Source organism: Deltaproteobacteria bacterium (assembly GCA_016208165.1).
GTDB lineage: Bacteria > Desulfobacterota > Desulfarculia > JACQYL01 > JACQYL01 > JACQYL01.
The window spans coordinates 56,083-74,304 of record JACQYL010000066.1 but is presented as its reverse complement, the minus strand read 5'-3'; the positions used below and the strand labels follow the sequence as shown (position 1 = coordinate 74,304).

Annotated in this window: 16 protein-coding genes; 8 read left to right on the top strand and 8 right to left on the bottom strand. The window is 54.4% G+C overall.

The genetic code is table 11. The features are described from left to right. A partial coding sequence (locus tag HY788_14375) for an AAA family ATPase (GenBank protein MBI4775331.1) occupies positions 1-404 on the bottom strand: 404 nt, incomplete at its 3' end. A gap of 344 nt (positions 405-748) precedes the next feature. Here HY788_14375 and HY788_14370 point away from each other — a divergent pair. After that, on the top strand, positions 749-1,291 hold the full coding sequence (locus tag HY788_14370) for an archaeosortase/exosortase family protein (protein MBI4775330.1): 543 nt from the start codon (positions 749-751) through the stop codon (positions 1,289-1,291). A gap of 19 nt (positions 1,292-1,310) precedes the next feature. Continuing rightward, positions 1,311-1,928, top strand: coding sequence for an SEC-C domain-containing protein (locus HY788_14365; protein ID MBI4775329.1), 618 nt, complete (start codon positions 1,311-1,313; stop codon positions 1,926-1,928). 135 nt (positions 1,929-2,063) lie between these two features. On the opposite strand, the gene HY788_14360 is transcribed toward HY788_14365, so the two are convergent. From HY788_14360 to HY788_14335, 6 genes are all read right to left on the bottom strand, one after another. Then, positions 2,064-3,638: a CoA-binding protein gene (locus HY788_14360; protein ID MBI4775328.1), complete on the bottom strand. Its 1,575-nt coding sequence runs from the start codon at positions 3,636-3,638 to the stop codon at positions 2,064-2,066. Between the two features lie 152 nt (positions 3,639-3,790). Next, a complete protein-coding gene (locus HY788_14355; GenBank protein MBI4775327.1) occupies positions 3,791-5,782 on the bottom strand; it encodes an ABC-F family ATP-binding cassette domain-containing protein in 1,992 nt (663 codons plus the stop codon). Positions 5,783-5,806: 24 nt separating this feature from the next. After that, entirely contained in the window at positions 5,807-6,052 is a 246-nt protein-coding gene (locus HY788_14350; protein ID MBI4775326.1) for a hypothetical protein, read from the bottom strand. 190 nt (positions 6,053-6,242) lie between these two features. Beyond that, complete coding sequence (locus tag HY788_14345) at positions 6,243-7,400, bottom strand: acyl-CoA dehydrogenase family protein (protein ID MBI4775325.1); 1,158 nt, start codon at positions 7,398-7,400, stop codon at positions 6,243-6,245. A gap of 17 nt (positions 7,401-7,417) precedes the next feature. Further along, on the bottom strand, positions 7,418-8,566 hold the full coding sequence (locus HY788_14340; GenBank protein ID MBI4775324.1) for an acyl-CoA dehydrogenase family protein: 1,149 nt from the start codon (positions 8,564-8,566) through the stop codon (positions 7,418-7,420). 51 nt (positions 8,567-8,617) lie between these two features. Beyond that, positions 8,618-9,793 carry an acetyl-CoA C-acetyltransferase gene (locus HY788_14335; GenBank protein MBI4775323.1) on the bottom strand — a complete coding sequence of 392 codons (1,176 nt, stop codon included), beginning with the start codon at positions 9,791-9,793 and terminating at the stop codon, positions 8,618-8,620. A gap of 129 nt (positions 9,794-9,922) precedes the next feature. On the opposite strand from HY788_14335, the gene HY788_14330 reads away from it, so the two are divergent. From HY788_14330 to HY788_14305, 6 genes are all read left to right on the top strand, one after another. Further along, positions 9,923-10,432 carry an RNA polymerase sigma factor gene (locus HY788_14330; GenBank protein ID MBI4775322.1) on the top strand — a complete coding sequence of 170 codons (510 nt, stop codon included), beginning with the start codon at positions 9,923-9,925 and terminating at the stop codon, positions 10,430-10,432. Then, positions 10,413-11,117 (top strand): hypothetical protein, encoded by a 705-nt coding sequence (locus tag HY788_14325; GenBank protein ID MBI4775321.1) that lies wholly within the window; start codon positions 10,413-10,415, stop codon positions 11,115-11,117. The genes HY788_14330 and HY788_14325 overlap by 20 nt, the downstream gene beginning before the upstream one ends. Positions 11,118-11,169: 52 nt before the next feature. Further along, a complete protein-coding gene (locus HY788_14320) occupies positions 11,170-11,838 on the top strand; it encodes a hypothetical protein (GenBank protein ID MBI4775320.1) in 669 nt (222 codons plus the stop codon). 545 nt (positions 11,839-12,383) lie between these two features. Next, positions 12,384-13,643, top strand: coding sequence for a PAS domain-containing sensor histidine kinase (locus tag HY788_14315; protein MBI4775319.1), 1,260 nt, complete (start codon positions 12,384-12,386; stop codon positions 13,641-13,643). Positions 13,644-13,741: 98 nt separating this feature from the next. After that, positions 13,742-14,893, top strand: coding sequence for a tetratricopeptide repeat protein (locus HY788_14310; GenBank protein ID MBI4775318.1), 1,152 nt, complete (start codon positions 13,742-13,744; stop codon positions 14,891-14,893). A 445-nt stretch (positions 14,894-15,338) separates the two neighbouring features. Then, positions 15,339-16,742, top strand: a complete 1,404-nt coding sequence (locus tag HY788_14305; protein MBI4775317.1) for a PKD domain-containing protein — start codon at positions 15,339-15,341, stop codon at positions 16,740-16,742. A gap of 50 nt (positions 16,743-16,792) precedes the next feature. On the opposite strand, the gene HY788_14300 is transcribed toward HY788_14305, so the two are convergent. Continuing rightward, positions 16,793-18,118: a DUF362 domain-containing protein gene (locus tag HY788_14300; GenBank protein MBI4775316.1), complete on the bottom strand. Its 1,326-nt coding sequence runs from the start codon at positions 18,116-18,118 to the stop codon at positions 16,793-16,795. Positions 18,119-18,222 lie beyond the last annotated feature (104 nt).

Here is an 18,222-nt window from a genome sequence, read left to right as displayed (position 1 = left end):
AGCATGTCGTCCTGGAAGTCCGTGTCGGCCTTATCGATCTCGTCGATGAGGAGAACCACCTTGCGATCCGCGACAAAGGCCTGACCGATCTTGCCCATTCGGATGTAGTGCTCGATATTGCTCACGTCCCGGTCCGAATCCCCGAAGCGGCTGTCGTTCAACCGGGTCAAGGTGTCGTATTGGTACAGACAATCCACCAGCTTCATGCTGGACTTGACGTTCAACACCAGAAGAGGCATTTTCAGGCTCTCGGCGATGGCGTAGGCGAGCATGGTTTTCCCGGTTCCGGGCTCTCCCTTGAGCAACAGAGGCATCTCCAAGGCCATGCTGATATTCACGATCTTGGCTAGTTCTGCGTCCAGTACGTAGCGGCTTGCTCCGGTAAACTTACTGTTCTCTTGCATAAGATAGGTTCACTCCTGTTGATTTCGGCTCCCGGCAAAGTGCGGGGAAACACTAACAAATTATTCATGTGTCCGCTTATGTCAAGCATTTTCACAAAAGCGGGATTAGGAAACAAGCGCGGTATTCATATTAAGTGATTAATATTACGGTATAAAATAGAAATAGGCATCCATCCGTGGCTGTCGAGAAAAGGCCAAGCTGAGTGTTTCGTCCGGGATGGATCCGGGCGGCGGACCGAACTAGCTTGCAAAATCGGTCGAATGCCGCTATCCATAAGCCAGGGCTTTCCGAGATTCGGAGGCTTGCGAAACCAAGATGAAATTCCCCTGACAGGCCATAGATCATGGACGCCAGACCGTTTTTCGACAAAAAGGGAAGCCTTCGCTTCTGTCTGCTGTTCGCAGTTCTCGTGTCCGTCTTCTACAGTCTTACCTCCCTGCAGGTGGTAATAAGTCATGTGGATATCACGACGCCGGTGACATCAGCCGTGATTAAGACGACACGGCTGCTGGTGGATCTGTTGGGGGCGCCTGTTCGGCTGGAAAACGCCGACCTCGTGACCCCTGGGATGCGACTTCGGATATCGGATGACTGCAATGGAATGATCGCCTTTATCATCTATATGTCGGCCGTTCTGGCCTTTCCCAGCCGATGGCGAGACAAAGGCATCGGAATTCTGATGGGCGCAGTGCTAATATGGACCCTCAACATCCTCCGGATCTTGATTCTGGTGTACGTGGCCCTTTATTTTCCTCAATTCTTTTTCGAAACTCATATCTATGTCGCTCAATCCGTCGTCATTGCGGCCGGGGTCGTCCTCTGGTTCTTCTGGGCCCAGTCGGCTCTCCGGGCTGCCGATTCGACCCGCCCTTCTACTGCTGCTTAAGATCGCTCTGGCTTACGCCGTGTCGGCGGTCCTGCTGTACCCGTTTAAAGTGCCTTACTGGAATCTGCTCGCGTCCTGCGGCGAACGGATCTTCAATCTTGTCGAACCCACGCACCCGGTTGAACTGGCGCTGGAGCGATGGGTGATACTGGTTAAGCCCGCGGAAATGAACCTCGGCGCCGGAGGCCATGCGCCTGCGATTTCCGTGACGCTGGTCTCCTCCAATGTGCTGCTCACCCTGGCATTGCTGCTGGCCACGCCCCGACTGTCCGTACGGCGCAGAATCAAGGTCGCGGCACTAGGCATGTTTATCCTTTTCTTGAGTCATGTGGCCAATATCGTGTTCGAAGTGAAGATGCACTATATAACGTGGTATGCCTCTTTATTGGGGATCCGATATGGCGCCTTCGAGGCCCAAACGATCAAATGGATCTGCGCCCTGTTTCAGTATTTCAGAGCGCAGCTCTTTCCTTTTCTGATCTGGGGAACGTTGTGTTACAAAGATCTGTTCCTTTCCCTTGGGACGCAGCCGGCCAAAAGGGTGGGCAAGAATCAGACCTGCCCGTGCGGAAGTGGGGCCAAATTCAAGCACTGCTGCGGCAAAAACGTGGATGAACGGCAGCCCGGCCCGAATTAGGCCGCCTGTGGTGTTAACCCTTTCTCCGCTCCCGCGTTGACATTAACGATCGTTTCGAAAAGATCTCGGATGGAAACGCGCCTTCTCGTCCGGCAAGTCGGGAGGTCATGCGGCCCGGTCAGCCCCGGGGCCCGGTCAGCTCCGAGCGGGTTTCTCCTCGAACCGGTTCAGATACTGTCTTCGCCGCGCCATCTGCGCCAGCACGTTTACGGCGCTCTCCGGCGTGGGAAAAAACACGCCCGAATAGTCACACCCTTCCAACTGAAACTGGGAACCTTCTCCGGTGGGCGCCAGGGAAACACCCACGATGGGCTTGTGATACGCTTCCATGAGCCGCAGAAGATGCTCGGCGTACTTGGCTTCGTAGTCGGAGATGGCCTCCATGACATCGTCGAGCATCCGGCCGGTCACTTCCGGGTTCATCTTTCGAGTGGAGTCCATCTGAAGTTGCGCCAGTTTCTTCCTGCCGATGATGCCAAGGCAGATGACGGCGTCTATTCCGTCCCATTTAACCAGTTCCTCGACGGCCACGATGGGGGCTTGCATGTCCAGGGTTCCCACCAAATCGATGGGGTTGGCCCGGCTCCAGAAGGGGGGCAAATGTCGATCGATCTTCTTGACGATGTGCTCAGGTAGCGGCGGTATTTCCAGTCCTGCCTCTCGACAGGCGTCGCAGGTGACCACGCCCCATCCTCCTCCCAGGCTCACAATGCCCACCCGGTTCCCCGGAGTCAACGGAAGAGAGGAGAATCCCATGGAAAGGTCCAGAAGCTCGGAAGGCTTCCGGGCCAGCAGGACTCCGGCCTGGCGGCAGGCGGCGTTAAACACGCGCGTGGATCCCGCCATGGACCCGGTGTGCGAGGCGGCCGCCATCTTTCCGGAGTCGGTTCTGCCGCCGTTCAGGGCGATAATCGGCTTTTCACGGGAAACCCGGCGGGCCACCTGGACGAACCTCCGGCCGTCTTCGATGCCTTCCAGATACATGATGATCGTTCGAGTAGCAGGGTCGGATTCCAGGTATTCCAAAAAATCGGTCGAATTGAGGAAGCCCTCGTTACCGGATCCGATGAAAAGCGAGATGCCGATTCCCTGTCCCGTGGCCCAGTGCATCAGCTGGACACCCAAATTACCCGACTGTGATACGAACGCGATAGAGCCCTTTCGCGGCCGGGCGTGAGCCCCGGTGGCGTACAAGTCCGAGTGGGTCGAGATAATGCCCATGGTGTTTGGACCGACCAGGGGCAATTCATGCTCTTGACAGAGATCCACGATGTCTCGTTCTATCTGCTTTCCACGATCGTCGGTTTCGCTGAAGCCGGAGCTGATCAGCACCACGCCTCCCACGCCTTTCTCCGTGCATTCTTTAAGGACGTCAGGCGCCGTGTTCGCGGGGGTCGTAATCAACACCAGATCCACCGTCCCGGGCACGTCCCGCAAACTCCTGAAGCACGGTAAACCGCAGATGTTCGTTTCCTTCGGATTTATGGGATATACCGCTCCGGTATATCCTCCGGCCAGGATGTTGCACAGGATCAGATATCCCCATTTTCGTATGCCGCTGGAGGCTCCTACAACGGCGACCGAGCGAGGGTGGAAGAGGGTGTCGAGGCGCGAAAAGCCGTTGGCCCGCGATCCCTGCGCACAAGGAGCCTTTTCGGGAGCGAAACGGTCTGATGCTCCAGTTCGGGTAAGATCATCACGAGGTATCATGACATGGGTTTCCATTTACGCTTTAGGGTTCCGCATTCGAAGCGGATATGGACCGCGATGACGGCTCGAGTCCTCCATAGCGGCTTCCGGATACCCCCGAGAAGAACCGAGCGGGCAGGGCGCCTCGGAACAGGCCAAACCATTGAACGGTATCAGGCCTCGAAGTCCGTAGAGAACGCCTTCTCCGCCTTTTCCAGTTCCGCCTGTCGGGCCTCCCATTGGGAAAGCAGGTAGGTTAGTTCGGACCTCAGGCCACCGTACTCGTTCATGAGAGGTACGCTCTTCTCGCTGTCTTGGAACACGGCTTCCTGGGCAAGAAGTCCGGATATTTCCTCCTGTCTCTGTTCGAGTTTCTGAATCCGGTCCTCCAGGCTTTCTATGCTTTTCTTGATGGGGCCGATGGCATTGCTGCGTTTCTTCCGAAAAAGCGCTTCCTCTCGTTTTCGAACCTGACGTTCATCGCGGCCGCGTTTATCGTCGGAAGGACTTCCGGCTTTGGCCTGTTCTCCCTCCCGCACCGTGACGGTTGATTCTTCCAGCAGGGAAAGATGATGAAAGTACTCCTCGAGATTACCGGGATGTTCTTCAATGCGTTCGCCGGAAAGGTCCCAGATACGCGTGGCCAATCGATTCACGAAAGATTGATTGTGAGATACGAAGATGAGGGTCCCGTCGTACGGATCGAGGGCCTGAATCAGGGCCTCGGAAGAGAAAAGGTCCAAATGGTTGGTGGGTTCGTCCATCAGCATCAGATTTCCGGGGGCGGCCAGTAACTTGGCCAAAGCCACCCGGGCCCGTTCACCGCCCGAAAGCACGCCCACGTGCTTTTCCACCTGATCGTCCGAAAATAGAAAGGCGCCGCACACGCCTCGGATAAAGGAAAGCGAGGTTTTGGGGGCCGAAGTATACACTTCATCGAGCACCGTTCTATTTTCGCGCAGTTGGGCCGTGTGGTGTTGGGCGTAATAGCTCATGACCACGTTATGCCCCGGCGTTACAGTGCCCTCATCCGGCGTCAATTCTCCTGCGATGATTTTCAGAAGCGTTGTTTTGCCGCAACCGTTGGGACCGATTATGGCGATTCTGTCCCCGCGCAGGACACTCGCGTCGACGCCCCGGAATACCGTGTTTTCTCCAAAACGCTTGGAAAGTCCGGACAACGTGAGGACCACGCGTCCGGAGCGCTCGGCTTCAGGAAAAGAAAAGCTCAACGTTTTTCGAGACGTATGGGTGGCCACCAGTTCGAGTTTTTTCACCATTTTGATTTTACTCTGCGCCTGGCGAGCCTTGGTGTTTTTTGAGCGAAACCGCTCGATGAATTTCTGCGCCTCCTTGACCTTCTTATCCACGTTTCGCGCTTTGTTCTCGAGTATGATCCTTTCCTGTTCCCGGGACTCGAGGTAGGTGTCATAGTTTCCCGTATAGGCTCGAAGGCCTTCCGATTCAAAACTCAGCACGCGCCGGATATGTCGGTTCAAGAACTGACGATCATGGCAGATCAGGATCATGGATTGGTTCCATTTTTCCAGAAAGGCGTCGAGCCATCGGACCGACGGCACGTCCAAGTGATTCGTGGGTTCGTCCAATAGCAGCAGGTCGGGCCTCTGAAAGAGCAGGGCGGCCAGAGCGGCGCGCATTCGCCAGCCGCCGCTGAGGGCTTCTACGGGTCTTTGCGCATCCTCGGGTTTGAAACCGAGTCCGTTGAGGATTCGTTGCGCTTCGTGCGGTGAATAGTGGCGTTCAAAATGGCTGAGTTCCTCGTGCAACTCCGCCACTTCGAGCGCCGACCGATTCAGCTCGTCGGGGTCGGATGCGGTCTCGAGAGTCATTTCAAGATCGGCCAAACGCAGCTCTTTCTCCTGTTTGCCGGGCACCGTGCTCAGAATGGATTCCAGGACGGTGCCCGAGGGGAGCTCCATGAGGTCTTGAGGGAGATATCCCAGACGAACGCCCCTGGAAATTTGTATATCGCCCTCGTCGGGCTTGATTTCGCCGGCCAGGATTCGAAGAAGCGACGTCTTCCCGGCGCCGTTCGGTCCCACCAGACCCACTCGATCCGGCTTTCCGATCTGAAAGTTCACCCGGTCCAGGATGTGCGTGCCGCCGAAAGAAAGGCTCAGATTGTTCGCTGTGATAAGGCTCATATAAATGGTTCAAGTTCTTTTCAGTTAACGGTAAATGAAAGTTAAGACCAGCACCCAGGCCATGATCACCCCGAGAAGCGCATTGAGGATCAAGGCGGTCCAATGCCCCAGTGTAATGTAATAGCAGATGAACAACAAGTTCACCACGAGCAGCTGATAGAACGTCCACCTCGAAATCTCACGGGCGCTCTTCAGACGGTAAATCCGAAAGATCTGAGGTACAAAGCTCGTGGTCATGATCACCAGTCCAACAACGGCAAGCAATTCCATGGTTTCTGTTTTTCTTAAGGCAGTTCCGGGAAGGAAAGTTATGTTTGCGATGCACTCTGCGCCTTAGGCGTCATCCTCCCATCGGCCCCTGTCCGGAGAAGGTCTGCGAATCTCGGCTATTGCAGCGCCAAAAAACTGCGGCCCGGATAGAACCTCCGGGCCGGCGCCGCCATTGTCTGAGGTCAAACGATCATCTATTTGCTTTGCGATAGCCCAACTGATCCATGGCAATGATCATTTTCTGGATGTTCGCCGTTCCTTCAACGATCTGGTAGAGCACGGCGTCTCGAAAGTAGCGCGCCACGGAGTATTCAGTGGAATAACCATAGGCTCCGAGGATCTTCATTGCAAAATGAGCGCATTTTGCTGCGGTCTCTCCCGCATAATACTTGGCCATGGAGGTTTCGAGTACGTTTCCCAGCATTCCTTCGTCTTTCTGAACGGCCGCCTTGTACGTCAACAGACGTGCTGCTTCCGTTTCCACGGCCATTTGGGCGATCATGTCCTGATTCATTTGGAATTGACCCACCTCCTGGCCGAACTGTACCCTCTCCCGGCAATAACTGGTCGCTGCATCGAGCGCTGCCTGAGCCACACCAACGCCGCCGGCCGCGCAGGAGAGCCTGGTCTGGTTGAGACTGGAAAAAACGATCTTGAGTCCGTCTCCTTCCCGGCCCAAGAGGTTTTCTTTGGGAACCTTCGTGTCTTCGAAATAGATTTCTCCTGTTGGGGAAGAACGGGTACCCAGTTTGTCCAGTTTACTGGTGGTAATGCCATCGGATTTCAGATCCACTATAAATGCGCTGACACCCTTGCTGCTCGCGTCCTTGTCCGTATAGGCATAGACAACGCAGAGATCCGCGACTTGCGCATTGCTGATCCATGTTTTGGACCCGTTAAAGAGGTAGTAGTCCCCTTTGTTCTGAGCGGTTGTCTTCATGGCCAAAATATCCGAGCCCGCGTTGGGTTCTGTGATACCAAAGCATCCGATCAGTTCGGCGCTCACCAGGCCGGGTATGTATTTCTTTTTTTGCTCTTCGGTTCCATGCCGCAATATTGACAGGGCCGTTCCCAATGTCTGCATGTTGATGGCCACGCGAATCGAGCTGCTGCCTCGGGCAATCTCTTCGGTGAGAATGGTCTGGGCCAGAAATCCCATTTCATTTCCGCCGTACTCCTCGGGGATGACGCAACCGAAAAAGCCCAACTCGCCCATCTTATTGAGGACCTCGCGGGGATAATAATGCTCTTCGTCCCATTTGTCCGCATATGGCACGATTTCGTTTAGTGTGAAATCGCGGGCCGTCTCTTTCAACATCTGGAGTTCCCCGGAAAGACTGAATTTCATGCTTCCCCCCTTGTGTCTTATCGCAAAATGTTTCGTGCGACGATGAGTCGTTGTCTTTGATTGGATCCGTCGAATATCTGGATCGCTTTGGCGTCGCGCATGAGTCGTTCGGTCACACAACCACTGCGAAGCCCTTCCTTGCCCAAAATTTGAACGGCGTTGACGGCGACTTCAATCGCCATGTCCGAAGAGTGGTATTTGGCCATGGAAACAAACGTTTCCACTTCTTTGTGATCGTGTTGTCCTTCGTCCACCATTGCTGCCGTTTGATATATGAATGACCGGGTGGTTTCGATACGAGTGTACATATCCGCAAGCATAAAGGCAACGGCCTGAAACCGGGCAATTTTGGTCTTGAATTGCACTCGAGTGCGAGCGAAGGCCAAAGCCTCTTCGAAGGCGCCTTGGGCGATGCCCAGAGACATACTGGCGGCGCCCCAAACACGCATGGGATTCGCATGCCGGGTCAGGACTTCCCAACCTCGTTCAGGGCCCAGCAACAGATTGTCCGCCGGTACCTTCACATTCTCCAGAAACAATTCCTGGGTTATGCTGGCGCCCAATCCCATTTTTTCCATTGGACGGCCGAAAGAGAGACCTTCTGATTCTCGAGGTATGAGAAGGGCGCTGATTCCGGCCGAACCCTCCTTCTCAGCCGTGCGGACGAATACCAAATAGAAATGGGCGTGCTCACCCAGCGTAACATAGGTTTTGCTGCCATTGACGAGAAAGTGTTCTCCCGTATGGACGGCCCGGGTTCGCAACGAAGCCGCATCGGATCCAAAATCCGGTTCGGTCAGCACAAAAGCCAGAAGCTTGTCTCCTGGGGCGAACTCGGGGAAAAAACGTCGTTTTTGTTCCTGGCTTCCTGTCTGCGCCAGTATGCGGATGATCGCCGAAGTGGGGAACACCAGCAAGGCCGATGAAGGAGAGACCCTGGCTATCTCTTCGATCAATATGCAAAGCGTCCGGGCGTCGGCCCCCATTCCCCCACTTTCAACTGGAAGCGCCGCGATGAGAAGACCTTCATTTCGAAAGATTTCGTAGCTTAGACGGGGAAATTCGCCTCGAGCATCCAGCTCGGCGGCAAAAGGTCGAATTCTTTCGGTAACGATCGAACGAATGTGCTGCCTGAATTTCCGGTGTTCGTCGGTAAGCGTCGACATGGTTTCCTTCAATCGACTTGAGAAAACCCTTGGAAGGCCTAGCCTTGAATACTAAGCGCGTTCTACGATGAGAGCGATACCTTGACCTCCGCCAATGCACATGGTGGCAAGACCTGTGCTGAGATTGCGGGCCATCATTTCATAGAGCAACTTCACCAGGATCACGGCGCCACTGGCGGATACCGGATGGCCCAAGGCAATGGCCCCGCCGTTAACGTTTACCTTCTCGAGATCCATATCAAGTTCCCGGACGCAGGCAAGGGACTGGGAGGCAAAGGCTTCGTTTAATTCTATCAGATCGATGTCATCGAGGCTCATGCCGGCTTTTTCCAGGGCCAGGCGGGTTGACGGAACAGGCCCTATCCCCATGAGAGAAGGTTCCACGCCGACCGAGGCGAAGGACACGATGGAAGCCAACGGCTCGATGTTCAGCTCCTTGGCCCTTTTCGCCGACATGACTACCAGGGCGGCCGCTCCGTCGTTCATTCCGCTCGAGTTTCCAGCCGTGACCGAGCCGTTTTTCCGGAAAGCGGGCTTCAGCTTGGCCAATGCCTCGAGGGTCGTACCGAATCTTGGATGCTCGTCCGTGTCAAACAGATCCGTCGCGCCTTTTTTCTGGGGAATTTCGACCGGCGCGATCTGGTCCTCGAATTTCCCTGCCTTGATGGCTGCTTCGGCCAACTGTTGACTCCTGAGAGCGAACTCGTCCTGGTCAGGACGCGCGACTTGGTATTTTTCGGCTACGTTTTCGGCCGTTTCCCCCATGGTGTCCCCGCTCAAAGGATCAAACAGAATCAGTTGGTCCTGAAGCTGTCCATGCCCCAGACGGTACCCCCACCGGGCCTGCTTTAGAAGGTACGCAGCGTTGCTCATCGACTCCATGCCTCCGGCCAGCATGATTTCGGCGCCGCCGGCAGAGATGATCTGGCTGCAAAGCGTAACTGCTTTGAGACTTCCGCCGCATGCCTTGGAGATGGTAAACTGAGGCTTTTCTACGGGTATGCCCGCCTTGACCGCGACGACGCGAGCCGAGTTTATCGGAAGATCGCCGGTGCGGTATCCGGACGCATAGATTGCTTCGTCGATTTGATCTCCGGACAGTCCGGCTCGGCGAATGGCCTCACGGATGGGAACCGGACCGAAGTCGATGTCACTCAACTCCTTCAGTGTCCCGCCAAACTTGCCGACAGCGGTCCTTGCACCGCTGACGATAACCGTTGCTTTCATGGAGCTTCCTTTCTAGTCTTCTTTCCCGAGCTTTGTTTACAGGGGTTAGCGGGCGGTTGTCAATTGGAATCGTATCTTTTATGGAACCGGCGATCCCCTCGCCGGCCCCTGGTTTCCAGTCACGAGAATTTGGGGATTGACAGAGCATTTGAAACCCTGATCCGCAAGTATCAGAAGGAAATCTACTATTTCGTTTTGCGCATTGTCGGGAATGAGGAAGACGCCAAAGACATTGCCCAAATGGCGTTTGTGAACGCTTTTCGCTCGTTGGGCAGGTTCAAGAGGCAGTCAAAGTTCAAAACCTGGCTCTACAAGATCGCCCTGAATTTGTGCCGAAACCACTTGAAGAAATCGCGTTTTCAGCAGACGGACGAGTTGGATCCGGCGATGGCCACGGATGATGATCCTTCGCGTTCCATCATAGACAAGGAAAAACGGCTCGAATTGCACCGAGCCATTAAAGAACTGCCTGAAAAGCAACGGTTGACAGTTGTGTTGAGGACTTATAAAGACCTCAGTTATGCGGATGTGAGCCGTATTCTGGGGTGCAGCGAGGGAGCGGCGAAAGCCAACTTCCATTTCGCGCTGCAAAAACTGAAGAAAAAGCTGGGAAAGGTCTATGGACTGCAAAAAAGTTGAGCGACATATTTTAGAAATGGACTCAACGGTGCTGAACGAGCGCACGGACCCTGTCATTTTGGGTCATATTAAGCATTGTCCTGAATGCAAAGCCAGTTATGATTTGGTGACGACCCTGCGTCAAGCGGGTCCGGCGAGAACCGGGAGTGTCGAACCGGACTGGGACCATTTTGTGCGGGACGTTCGAAACCGGCTGCTTGCCGAGGCCTGTCACCCTGAGAAGGGTCCTTGGGTGGATCTCGAACGATTCCTCGCGTGGTTTTCGAGACCCCGGTATGCCTATGGAGCGGTAGCAGTGGCCTTGCTTGCCGTTTTCGTAATTATGAGCCCCCGCATCATGAAGACCGGACGCTATCTTTTTACGGCCGATTCCGCGGTCGGACGCCCGATTTCCTCCAATGTCGCAGCCATGCCCATTTCTTTTCCTCTTTCCACCTTTGACGACCATGTGTCCGTTCCTTTGGAGAACCTATCCCAGGAAGAACTTGTGTATTTGTGCAATGGATTGCTCAGTAGACTCGCCAGACAGGAAAGATTGGATAAATTTCAGGATGTTTTCGTCCCGGACATGGAAATGACGGATTCGGCGCGATACGTGTCCGCTCTCGAGTCCAGGCTCTCGAACCTCAGTCCGGCGGAACTTACCAGGGTGGCCCACTCCTTGGACTATATGATGTCAAATTGACATGAGGCAACGTTGACCCAACCCCAATTACGCAGGCAATGAGTTTATGAGAATGAAGCACAGTGCAGTCAAACGAATGCTCGTGTTAGGCCTCGTCGTGACCATGAGCACTCCAATTTGCTATTCCTATGCGGAAACAAGTTCCACCGGACCGACGGCGGGCGCGGATGCTCAGGAGTCCGTTCAGTCGGGGAATCCTTTGGACCACGGCACATCGGATTCGGCCACGGCGGACGCGTTGGAGCAAGAGAAAGAGCGGGTACGAAAACGCATACATATGATTCGTATCTGGAGGCTCACCTCAGAGTTGAACCTCAACGAAAATACGGCGAGAGACCTCTTCCCTATTCTGAACGCGTTCCAGGAGCGTAGAGGCCAACTGATGGCTGAGGGAAGGCGGATAGAAAGAATGTTGGCTGCGGAGATCGGACGTGAAACGCACGACGAACGTACAATCCAGAGCCTGTTGGATGACTATAGACTTAATGAAAAGAGAAAATACGAGCTGTATCGAGAGGAATCGACCAAACTGGAATCCCTGTTGACCCCTAAACAGCTCGCTCAATATATCCTTTTTGGACAGCGTTTTAACATGGAACTTCAGTATATTTTTCGGGAAGCGTTGAGTCGGGCCGTGGATACCGGTTCCCCTTCCACAAAAGTGAAGAGGTTCAAGCTAATGAAACCCACGGAAGTTGAGACAGAGGAAACCCCTAAGTAAATCACCATCATAGGCCAATCATTCCCCGCGACATGCAGGCATCCTGCTGGAAGATGCAGCATCGTCCATCTACGGCGTCGATTGTTTCTCTCGTTTTGAGAGAGATTTCAGAGACGTAGTCGAAAATATCTCCCTAATAGTGGCAATTTCCGAATGTATCGTGTACAATTGCATTCTGCCCTGATGAGACTCTCGGAAGAGCAGCCCCGGCAGGCCAGGCTGAGGTTGTCCTATGGACGGGGTATCTCGCGAGAGGAGAGGAAAGAGGGTTTTGTTATAAGCTGAAGGCTCCTTATCGGTTTTTTGATGACATTGGAGCTTCCACTAATGTATATTTTGATCTAAGCAATGGTTTTTATTTAAGATCTTGCTTCAGAGGGAAGGATGGCTCGCTTTTGGGGGGCTGCAACGTACGAAAGAGCCTTCCCAGAGTCCACGAACGACCGAATAGCTGTGGTTCGTGGTGCTTCGATCCGGTCGGATAACGACGGGTCTCTCCATAAAATGTGCGAAAATTTGGTTCCGATCGTCCGGCAGTAGGTGTGATGACGCAATCCGACAAGAACCTGACTTCGATCTTACTGGAAAGCCGTGATAAGCTCAGGGATCTGATCGATTCCATTTTGGAGCCGGTATTCACTGTGGACCGCGGCCTTCGAGTTATTGCCGTTAACAAAGCCTTTGCTTCCCGGTTAAACGCTCATCCAAGAGAGGTCATTGGACGCCGATGTAGCGAGTCGACCTGCCTCTTTGGAAACCCTTTCGGCATTTGTTCCGAGGAAGGTTGCCTCGCCCGATCCTTTTTCGAGACGGGTCGGCCGATTCGGAAGTATATAGAAAAGAAAGATGCAGTTGGGGATACATACTGTCTGGAGGTGAGCGTTTCGCCCGTAGCGAGCGAGTATGGTCCTCCCGAGCAGGCGGTTGTGGTGTATCGTGACGTCACGCCCCTGAAACGCCTCGAGGAGAAGGCGCGACTGCATGGTGATTTCCTGGAGGAGGAGGTTCAGAGACGAACAGCGGACCTTAGAAGGACGCAAGACGAATTGCTTCTCGAAAAGACGCGACTCGAGGAAGCCCACAACGAGTTGATCCGACTCGAAAAGCTCAAGAAGGATCTCATCCAGATGGTGGTTCACGACATGAAAGGGCCGGTCGGTGAGGTGATAGGCAACCTCGATCTCGCAAAATTGGAACCGTTGTCCGAGCGGCAACTGGAATCCATAGAGATGGCTGAATCCGGATGTGAAGACCTGCTCCGAATGATTATGAACCTGCTGGACTTAAGCCGGATGGAGGAAGGACGGTTGCAGTTGAACCCTGCGAGCCTTGATCCGGAGGAGGTGATAGGCAAAATAGTTTCCAAGTTCAAGACGCTCCTGCGCCTCGGCGGGTTGAGGGCGCGCATAGGCGTTCAGGGACGGGATCGAGTCAAGGCGGATCGGGTGCTGCTGGAGAGGATTCTGCAGAACCTGTTGACCAATTCGATCAATGCCACCCCGGCAGGGGGAGAAATCGCCATCATGGTGTCTTCCCTGAGAGAAGGTGGTATAATGCGTTTTGATGTTCGTGATACGGGCCTCGGCATACCGGAAAGCTACCGGCATCTTGTGTTTCAAAAGTTTGCTCCGGCGTCGGATGATTCGGACCATCGGAACAGCACAGGACTCGGTTTGAATTTCTGCAAAATGGCTGTGGAAGCTCACGGGGGAACCATCTGGTTTTCCAGCAGAGAGGGAGAAGGCACGACCTTCAGTTTTACTCTGCCTGTGTCCGGCGAACTCCAGACTCGTGGCCGTTTGTGAGATCTCGGGCTTGAAGCGGTGGTACGGCTGGGCGCCGGACCACGAGGTCAGCGTCGTTTTTTTGTTCTCATTAACTTGCGGGTGAATCGGGATTCCCTATGAAATGGAAAGACTTACGGGTGCTGGTGGTGGACGATCACCTCAACATGCGCAAAATGATCGTCAACATGCTCAAATCCCACGGCTTCCAGCATGTAGTGGAAGCTCCGGACGGAACAGACGCATTGGCCAAGATGGAGGAGGGCGGTGTTGACATCGTTGTCTGTGATTGGAACATGCCTAAAATGAAAGGGGTACAGGTCCTTCAATGGATGCGGAACCATGATGCGACCCGAGACACTCCGTTCCTTATGATTACGGCCGAAGTGGATGAAAAAACCGTGATGCAGGCCCTGGAAGGCGAGGTTGACGGCTACATTATTAAACCCTTCAAGGCCCAGACCCTGATCGAAAAGCTGACCAAGATACTGGAGCGAAAAGAGAAACCAACCCCCATCGAAATGCATATCAAAACGGGTCTGGCTCATTTGAACTCGGGAAATACCAATCAAGCCATCGCAGAGTTCAAGAAAGCGCTGATGGTGGATTCCCTCAGTCCCAGATCTCACTATCATTTGGGTTTGGCCCACGAAAAGAATAAAGACTACAAGAGCGCCATCCGTTCAATGAAGAAATCGGTTGAATTATCCTCAAAATACGTCAAAGGCTTCGAGGGACTGCATCGGGTCTTCAAGGCCGTCGGAAAGAATGAGGAAGCGATGAAAGCCCTCGAGGAAGCCGTGGCGCTGAGTCCGATAAACCAGGAACGCCAGATGGAACTGGGAAAAGATCTTCTGAAATCAGGACGTATCGGCGAAGCCAAAGAGGTGTTGACCCAGGCCCGAAAGCTTTTTCCTGAGGATGCGACCCTGGCGAAGGCCATCGGCGAAGCATATATGGAGGCAGGCCTCCATGCAGAGGCCGAAGAAGCGTTTGGAAATGCGTTGAGCCTCAATCCCTCCATGCGTGACGTATACAACCGATTGGGAATCGCCTACAGGAAGCAAGGAAAAGTTAAAGAAGCCATCCTCAACTACCAACAAGCCCTCAAGATTTCCCCGAACGATGAGAATCTGTACTACAATCTCGGCGTGGCTTTTCTTGAAGGAAAGGACAAGAAGAGCGCAGCAAAATCTCTCTCCATTGCCGTCAAGCTGAACCCCGGTTTTTCCCAGGCTGAAGAACTACTGAATCGTCTAGGTGAAGCGTAGCAGCGAATCCGGACCCAAGATTTAATACTGCAGGCTCGGAAGTGACGCAGAAGTTTGCGGATTACTCCGACGTTCGAGATGCATCCCGTGGTTTTCTCATTTGCGCGAAAAGCGCCTTTTTCTCCTTCCCCGCTTCACCCCTCTTTAGTCATCGGTCGGGACCCTCCCAAGGGCAAGTCGGACCGAAATGGTATTTCAAGTGACCAGACGCTCAAGAAATCAGAACTTCTTCCGATAATACTTCACAAGGCGATTAATCGTTCATTCCGTCGTATCGGTCTTATATGCCAACTGAAAACCCCGTCCCAACGCACAGGTTTTGGGGCAAAGAAATCGGAACTCCGACGCCGAAGCTTAAATCCCTCCTGGAGGCGGCTGCCGTCGTTTTCCTATCGGGTCTCACGGAAGGGAGATGCGCGGCGAGGTTCCGGGGCGAAAACGAGCAATGATGAAACGAACAGCAATTGGATGTTGGTTTGCAGCGGCGGCTGTGATTTTCCTATTGGTTTCCTTTTCCCAAGCGCATGCGAGAGGGTGGACGATTCATCAGGACGGCCGGTTGACGGTCGACGGCTCTACCTACGCCGGCTTCTCTCACTACTTCAGTTCAGATGCGTTCAAACAGTCGGGGCGACGCTGCGGCACGGTGTCGCCGTCTGTTCGTTTTGAACCCGATGGAGGTCCCTCTGATTGCGGCGCCAACCAGTCCGCTAATCTTGATGACTATGCACCAGCCCAGATCTACGAGATCCCGGTCGTGGTTCATATCATCATACGAAGCGACGGCGTGGGGAATATTTCGGATAGCCGTGTTCAGAGTCAGATAGACATCCTCAACGAAGACTTTATGGCGATTTTAGGAACGCCTGGAGAAAACGGAACGATAAGCGGAGTACGCTTTCGTCTTGCTTCGGTGGATCCATCCGGAAATCCCACTTCCGGCATTACCCGGACTACCAACGACAACTGGTTCCAAGACAATGACGAATATGGGTTTAAAAGCGCCCTGGGTTGGGATCGGTCGCGCTATCTGAACATATACACAAACTCGGCCGGCGGGTATCTCGGGTACGCTTATCTACCGCAGTCGGATGCCGGATCGGTGTGGGATGGAGTGGTCATTCTATACTCCGCCTTTGGACGAGACAGCGGAAATCCCCCTTACGACCAGGGTAGAACCACGACGCACGAAGTGGGTCATTATTTGGGACTTGAACATACGTTTGAAGGTGGTTGTCAAACGGCAACTCCCCCCGGCTGCTACTCCAGCGGTGACCTGATCTGTGACACCAACAGTGAACAATCGCCCGTCTTCGGCTGCCCTTCGGCGAGTGTGACCTGCAACAGCCCGGACCCCATCCACAACTACATGGACTACACCGACGACACCTGTATGACCAACTACACTCCCGAACAGGCGCGGCGTTTACGTTGCGCATTGGAGAACTACCGGCCCGTGCTATATACCGTGACAACCGGCCTGGTCGCCGACTTCACGGCAAATGCAACCCAGGGTGCGGCCCCGCTCACGGTCAACTTCACGGATCTAACAACGGACGCCGTGACTTCCTGGTTTTGGACATTCGGAGACGGCGGAACGAGTTCCGCGCAGAACCCGCTGCACACGTACACGGCGGCCGGCCAGTACACGGTGGCGCTCACAGTGAACGGACCCTCGGGGTCGGACATCGTGACCAAGCCGGGCTATATCACGCTGACCGAATCTCCAGCGAAAAGACTGCTGGGTCCTGCCATTCTACTCCCTCTTCTGCTAAAGCAAGATCCCCAGCCGCTTTCTCGCGAGAAACAATCAAAACGGATCGACGGTCCGATCGTCCCGGGAAATTGAGATTCTTAGGAATCAAGCCATTCCGAACCGGACATCGTTTCCCGTGATGGTTACTTCCTGGGATACCTGGGCGAAGTAACGCCTTCGGTCGGTCGCCCGAACGAGGCCGTGTCCAAACCGGCCAGTGGATGCTGGCGGGCATACATGGGCTTAAGCCTCCGGGCCGGAACCTCCGGATAGTAGCGATTTATGGTCTCCTGGCTCCGATCAAGTTCCACTTCTTCAAGTTCATACCGGTCCGTGCCCAGGCCGTTTTGTACTCCTCCGTAGATCTGCACTTCGACGTCCTTATCCCGGATCATGTTCAGTTTCCGTTGTCCGGGCGCCAGAGCTCCTGCCTCTTCAGCCGCCGAGTTGACCAAACCGGGCGCCGCGTTCATGAGGTCCATGCATGCCTTGTCCACGGCCACGGGGTCGAAAGAGGCGAGCACGCCCAGGCCGTTGACGATCGGCGTATCGGTCCACCCATAACAGTCGCAGATCGGAGTGATGTCCACGGCGTAATTCAGGAAGAAGGATTTACCCTGCTCTTTTGTGGAGACCACGGCCAGAGCCGAGTCGGCGATGCGTCTCCCGAGAGCGGGCAAATGGTCGAATCGTTGGATGCCGTTTCGGCCGGCCATGTTCACACAAAGGTTGGCGCAGGCAAAGCAGTAGACACAAGCGTCCTGGTCGATGTCGTAGCCGGCTTCCGTGATCGTGATCGCTCCTTCGGGGCAGCAGTCCTGACAGGTCTCCCACCAGTCGCAGTCTCTGCCCGGACATCGTTCAGGATGGAGGACCGGCTTGTCGCCCGCCAACGCGCCGTGAAGATTCATCTTTCCGCGTTTCGACGCGCACCCCACACCGATGTTTTTAATGGCGGCGCCGTATCCGCCGGCCGGATGCCCCTTGAAATGGGCAACGGACACGATTGCATCGGAATCCGCGATCGCACGGGCCACAAACTGTTTGGAGAGATAGGAGCCACGGCCGTCCAATTCCACGATAACGTCGTCCGTTCCGAGCCAGCCGTCCGCGATAATCACCGGACAGCCCATGGATGCTTCGTTGAACCCGTTTCTGTTGGCCGTCTCCAGGTGGTCGAGGGCCAAAGTCCGGCTGATCCAGGGGTGGTAGGGCATTGTTGTGGTGTCTGTAACGAAAGGCCGGGCGCCCCTGGACTTGATGGTATCGACCAGAGTTCTTACAATGATGGGTCTGAGATACCCGACGTTATAGGCTTCTCCCATGTGAGTCTTCACAGCTACAAGATCGCCCTTGCGGATGTTGTCGAGAAAGCCCGACTGCACCAGAAGCTGATCGCCCTTGATGGCCGTTGATTCCAGGAAACGCCGTGCACGTGCATCCATAAACCATACTTTAGCCACTTCCATGTACGCTCCTCTCCCAGATCCTTTTGATCTGGTATTATGAAGTGTTCACAGTATCGCTCCAGGCAGCCGGGATCGCTTTCAAAAAAGGCTGCCGGGGTCTTCAG

Bases quoted from the DNA above. Each gene is read 5' to 3' on its own strand.
- HY788_14305 (MBI4775317.1), top strand. From the start codon at position 15,339: ATGATGAAACGAACAGCAATTGGATGTTGGTTTGCAGCGGCGGCTGTG.
- HY788_14300 (MBI4775316.1), bottom strand. From the start codon at position 18,118: ATGGAAGTGGCTAAAGTATGGTTTATGGATGCACGTGCACGGCGTTTC.
- HY788_14350 (MBI4775326.1), bottom strand. From the start codon at position 6,052: ATGGAATTGCTTGCCGTTGTTGGACTGGTGATCATGACCACGAGCTTT.
- HY788_14335 (MBI4775323.1), bottom strand. From the start codon at position 9,793: ATGAAAGCAACGGTTATCGTCAGCGGTGCAAGGACCGCTGTCGGCAAG.
- HY788_14325 (MBI4775321.1), top strand. From the start codon at position 10,413: ATGGACTGCAAAAAAGTTGAGCGACATATTTTAGAAATGGACTCAACG.
- HY788_14310 (MBI4775318.1), top strand. From the start codon at position 13,742: ATGAAATGGAAAGACTTACGGGTGCTGGTGGTGGACGATCACCTCAAC.
- HY788_14320 (MBI4775320.1), top strand. From the start codon at position 11,170: ATGAAGCACAGTGCAGTCAAACGAATGCTCGTGTTAGGCCTCGTCGTG.
- HY788_14345 (MBI4775325.1), bottom strand. From the start codon at position 7,400: ATGAAATTCAGTCTTTCCGGGGAACTCCAGATGTTGAAAGAGACGGCC.
- HY788_14340 (MBI4775324.1), bottom strand. From the start codon at position 8,566: ATGTCGACGCTTACCGACGAACACCGGAAATTCAGGCAGCACATTCGT.
- HY788_14315 (MBI4775319.1), top strand. From the start codon at position 12,384: ATGACGCAATCCGACAAGAACCTGACTTCGATCTTACTGGAAAGCCGT.
- HY788_14355 (MBI4775327.1), bottom strand. From the start codon at position 5,782: ATGAGCCTTATCACAGCGAACAATCTGAGCCTTTCTTTCGGCGGCACG.
- HY788_14360 (MBI4775328.1), bottom strand. From the start codon at position 3,638: ATGATACCTCGTGATGATCTTACCCGAACTGGAGCATCAGACCGTTTC.
- HY788_14370 (MBI4775330.1), top strand. From the start codon at position 749: ATGGACGCCAGACCGTTTTTCGACAAAAAGGGAAGCCTTCGCTTCTGT.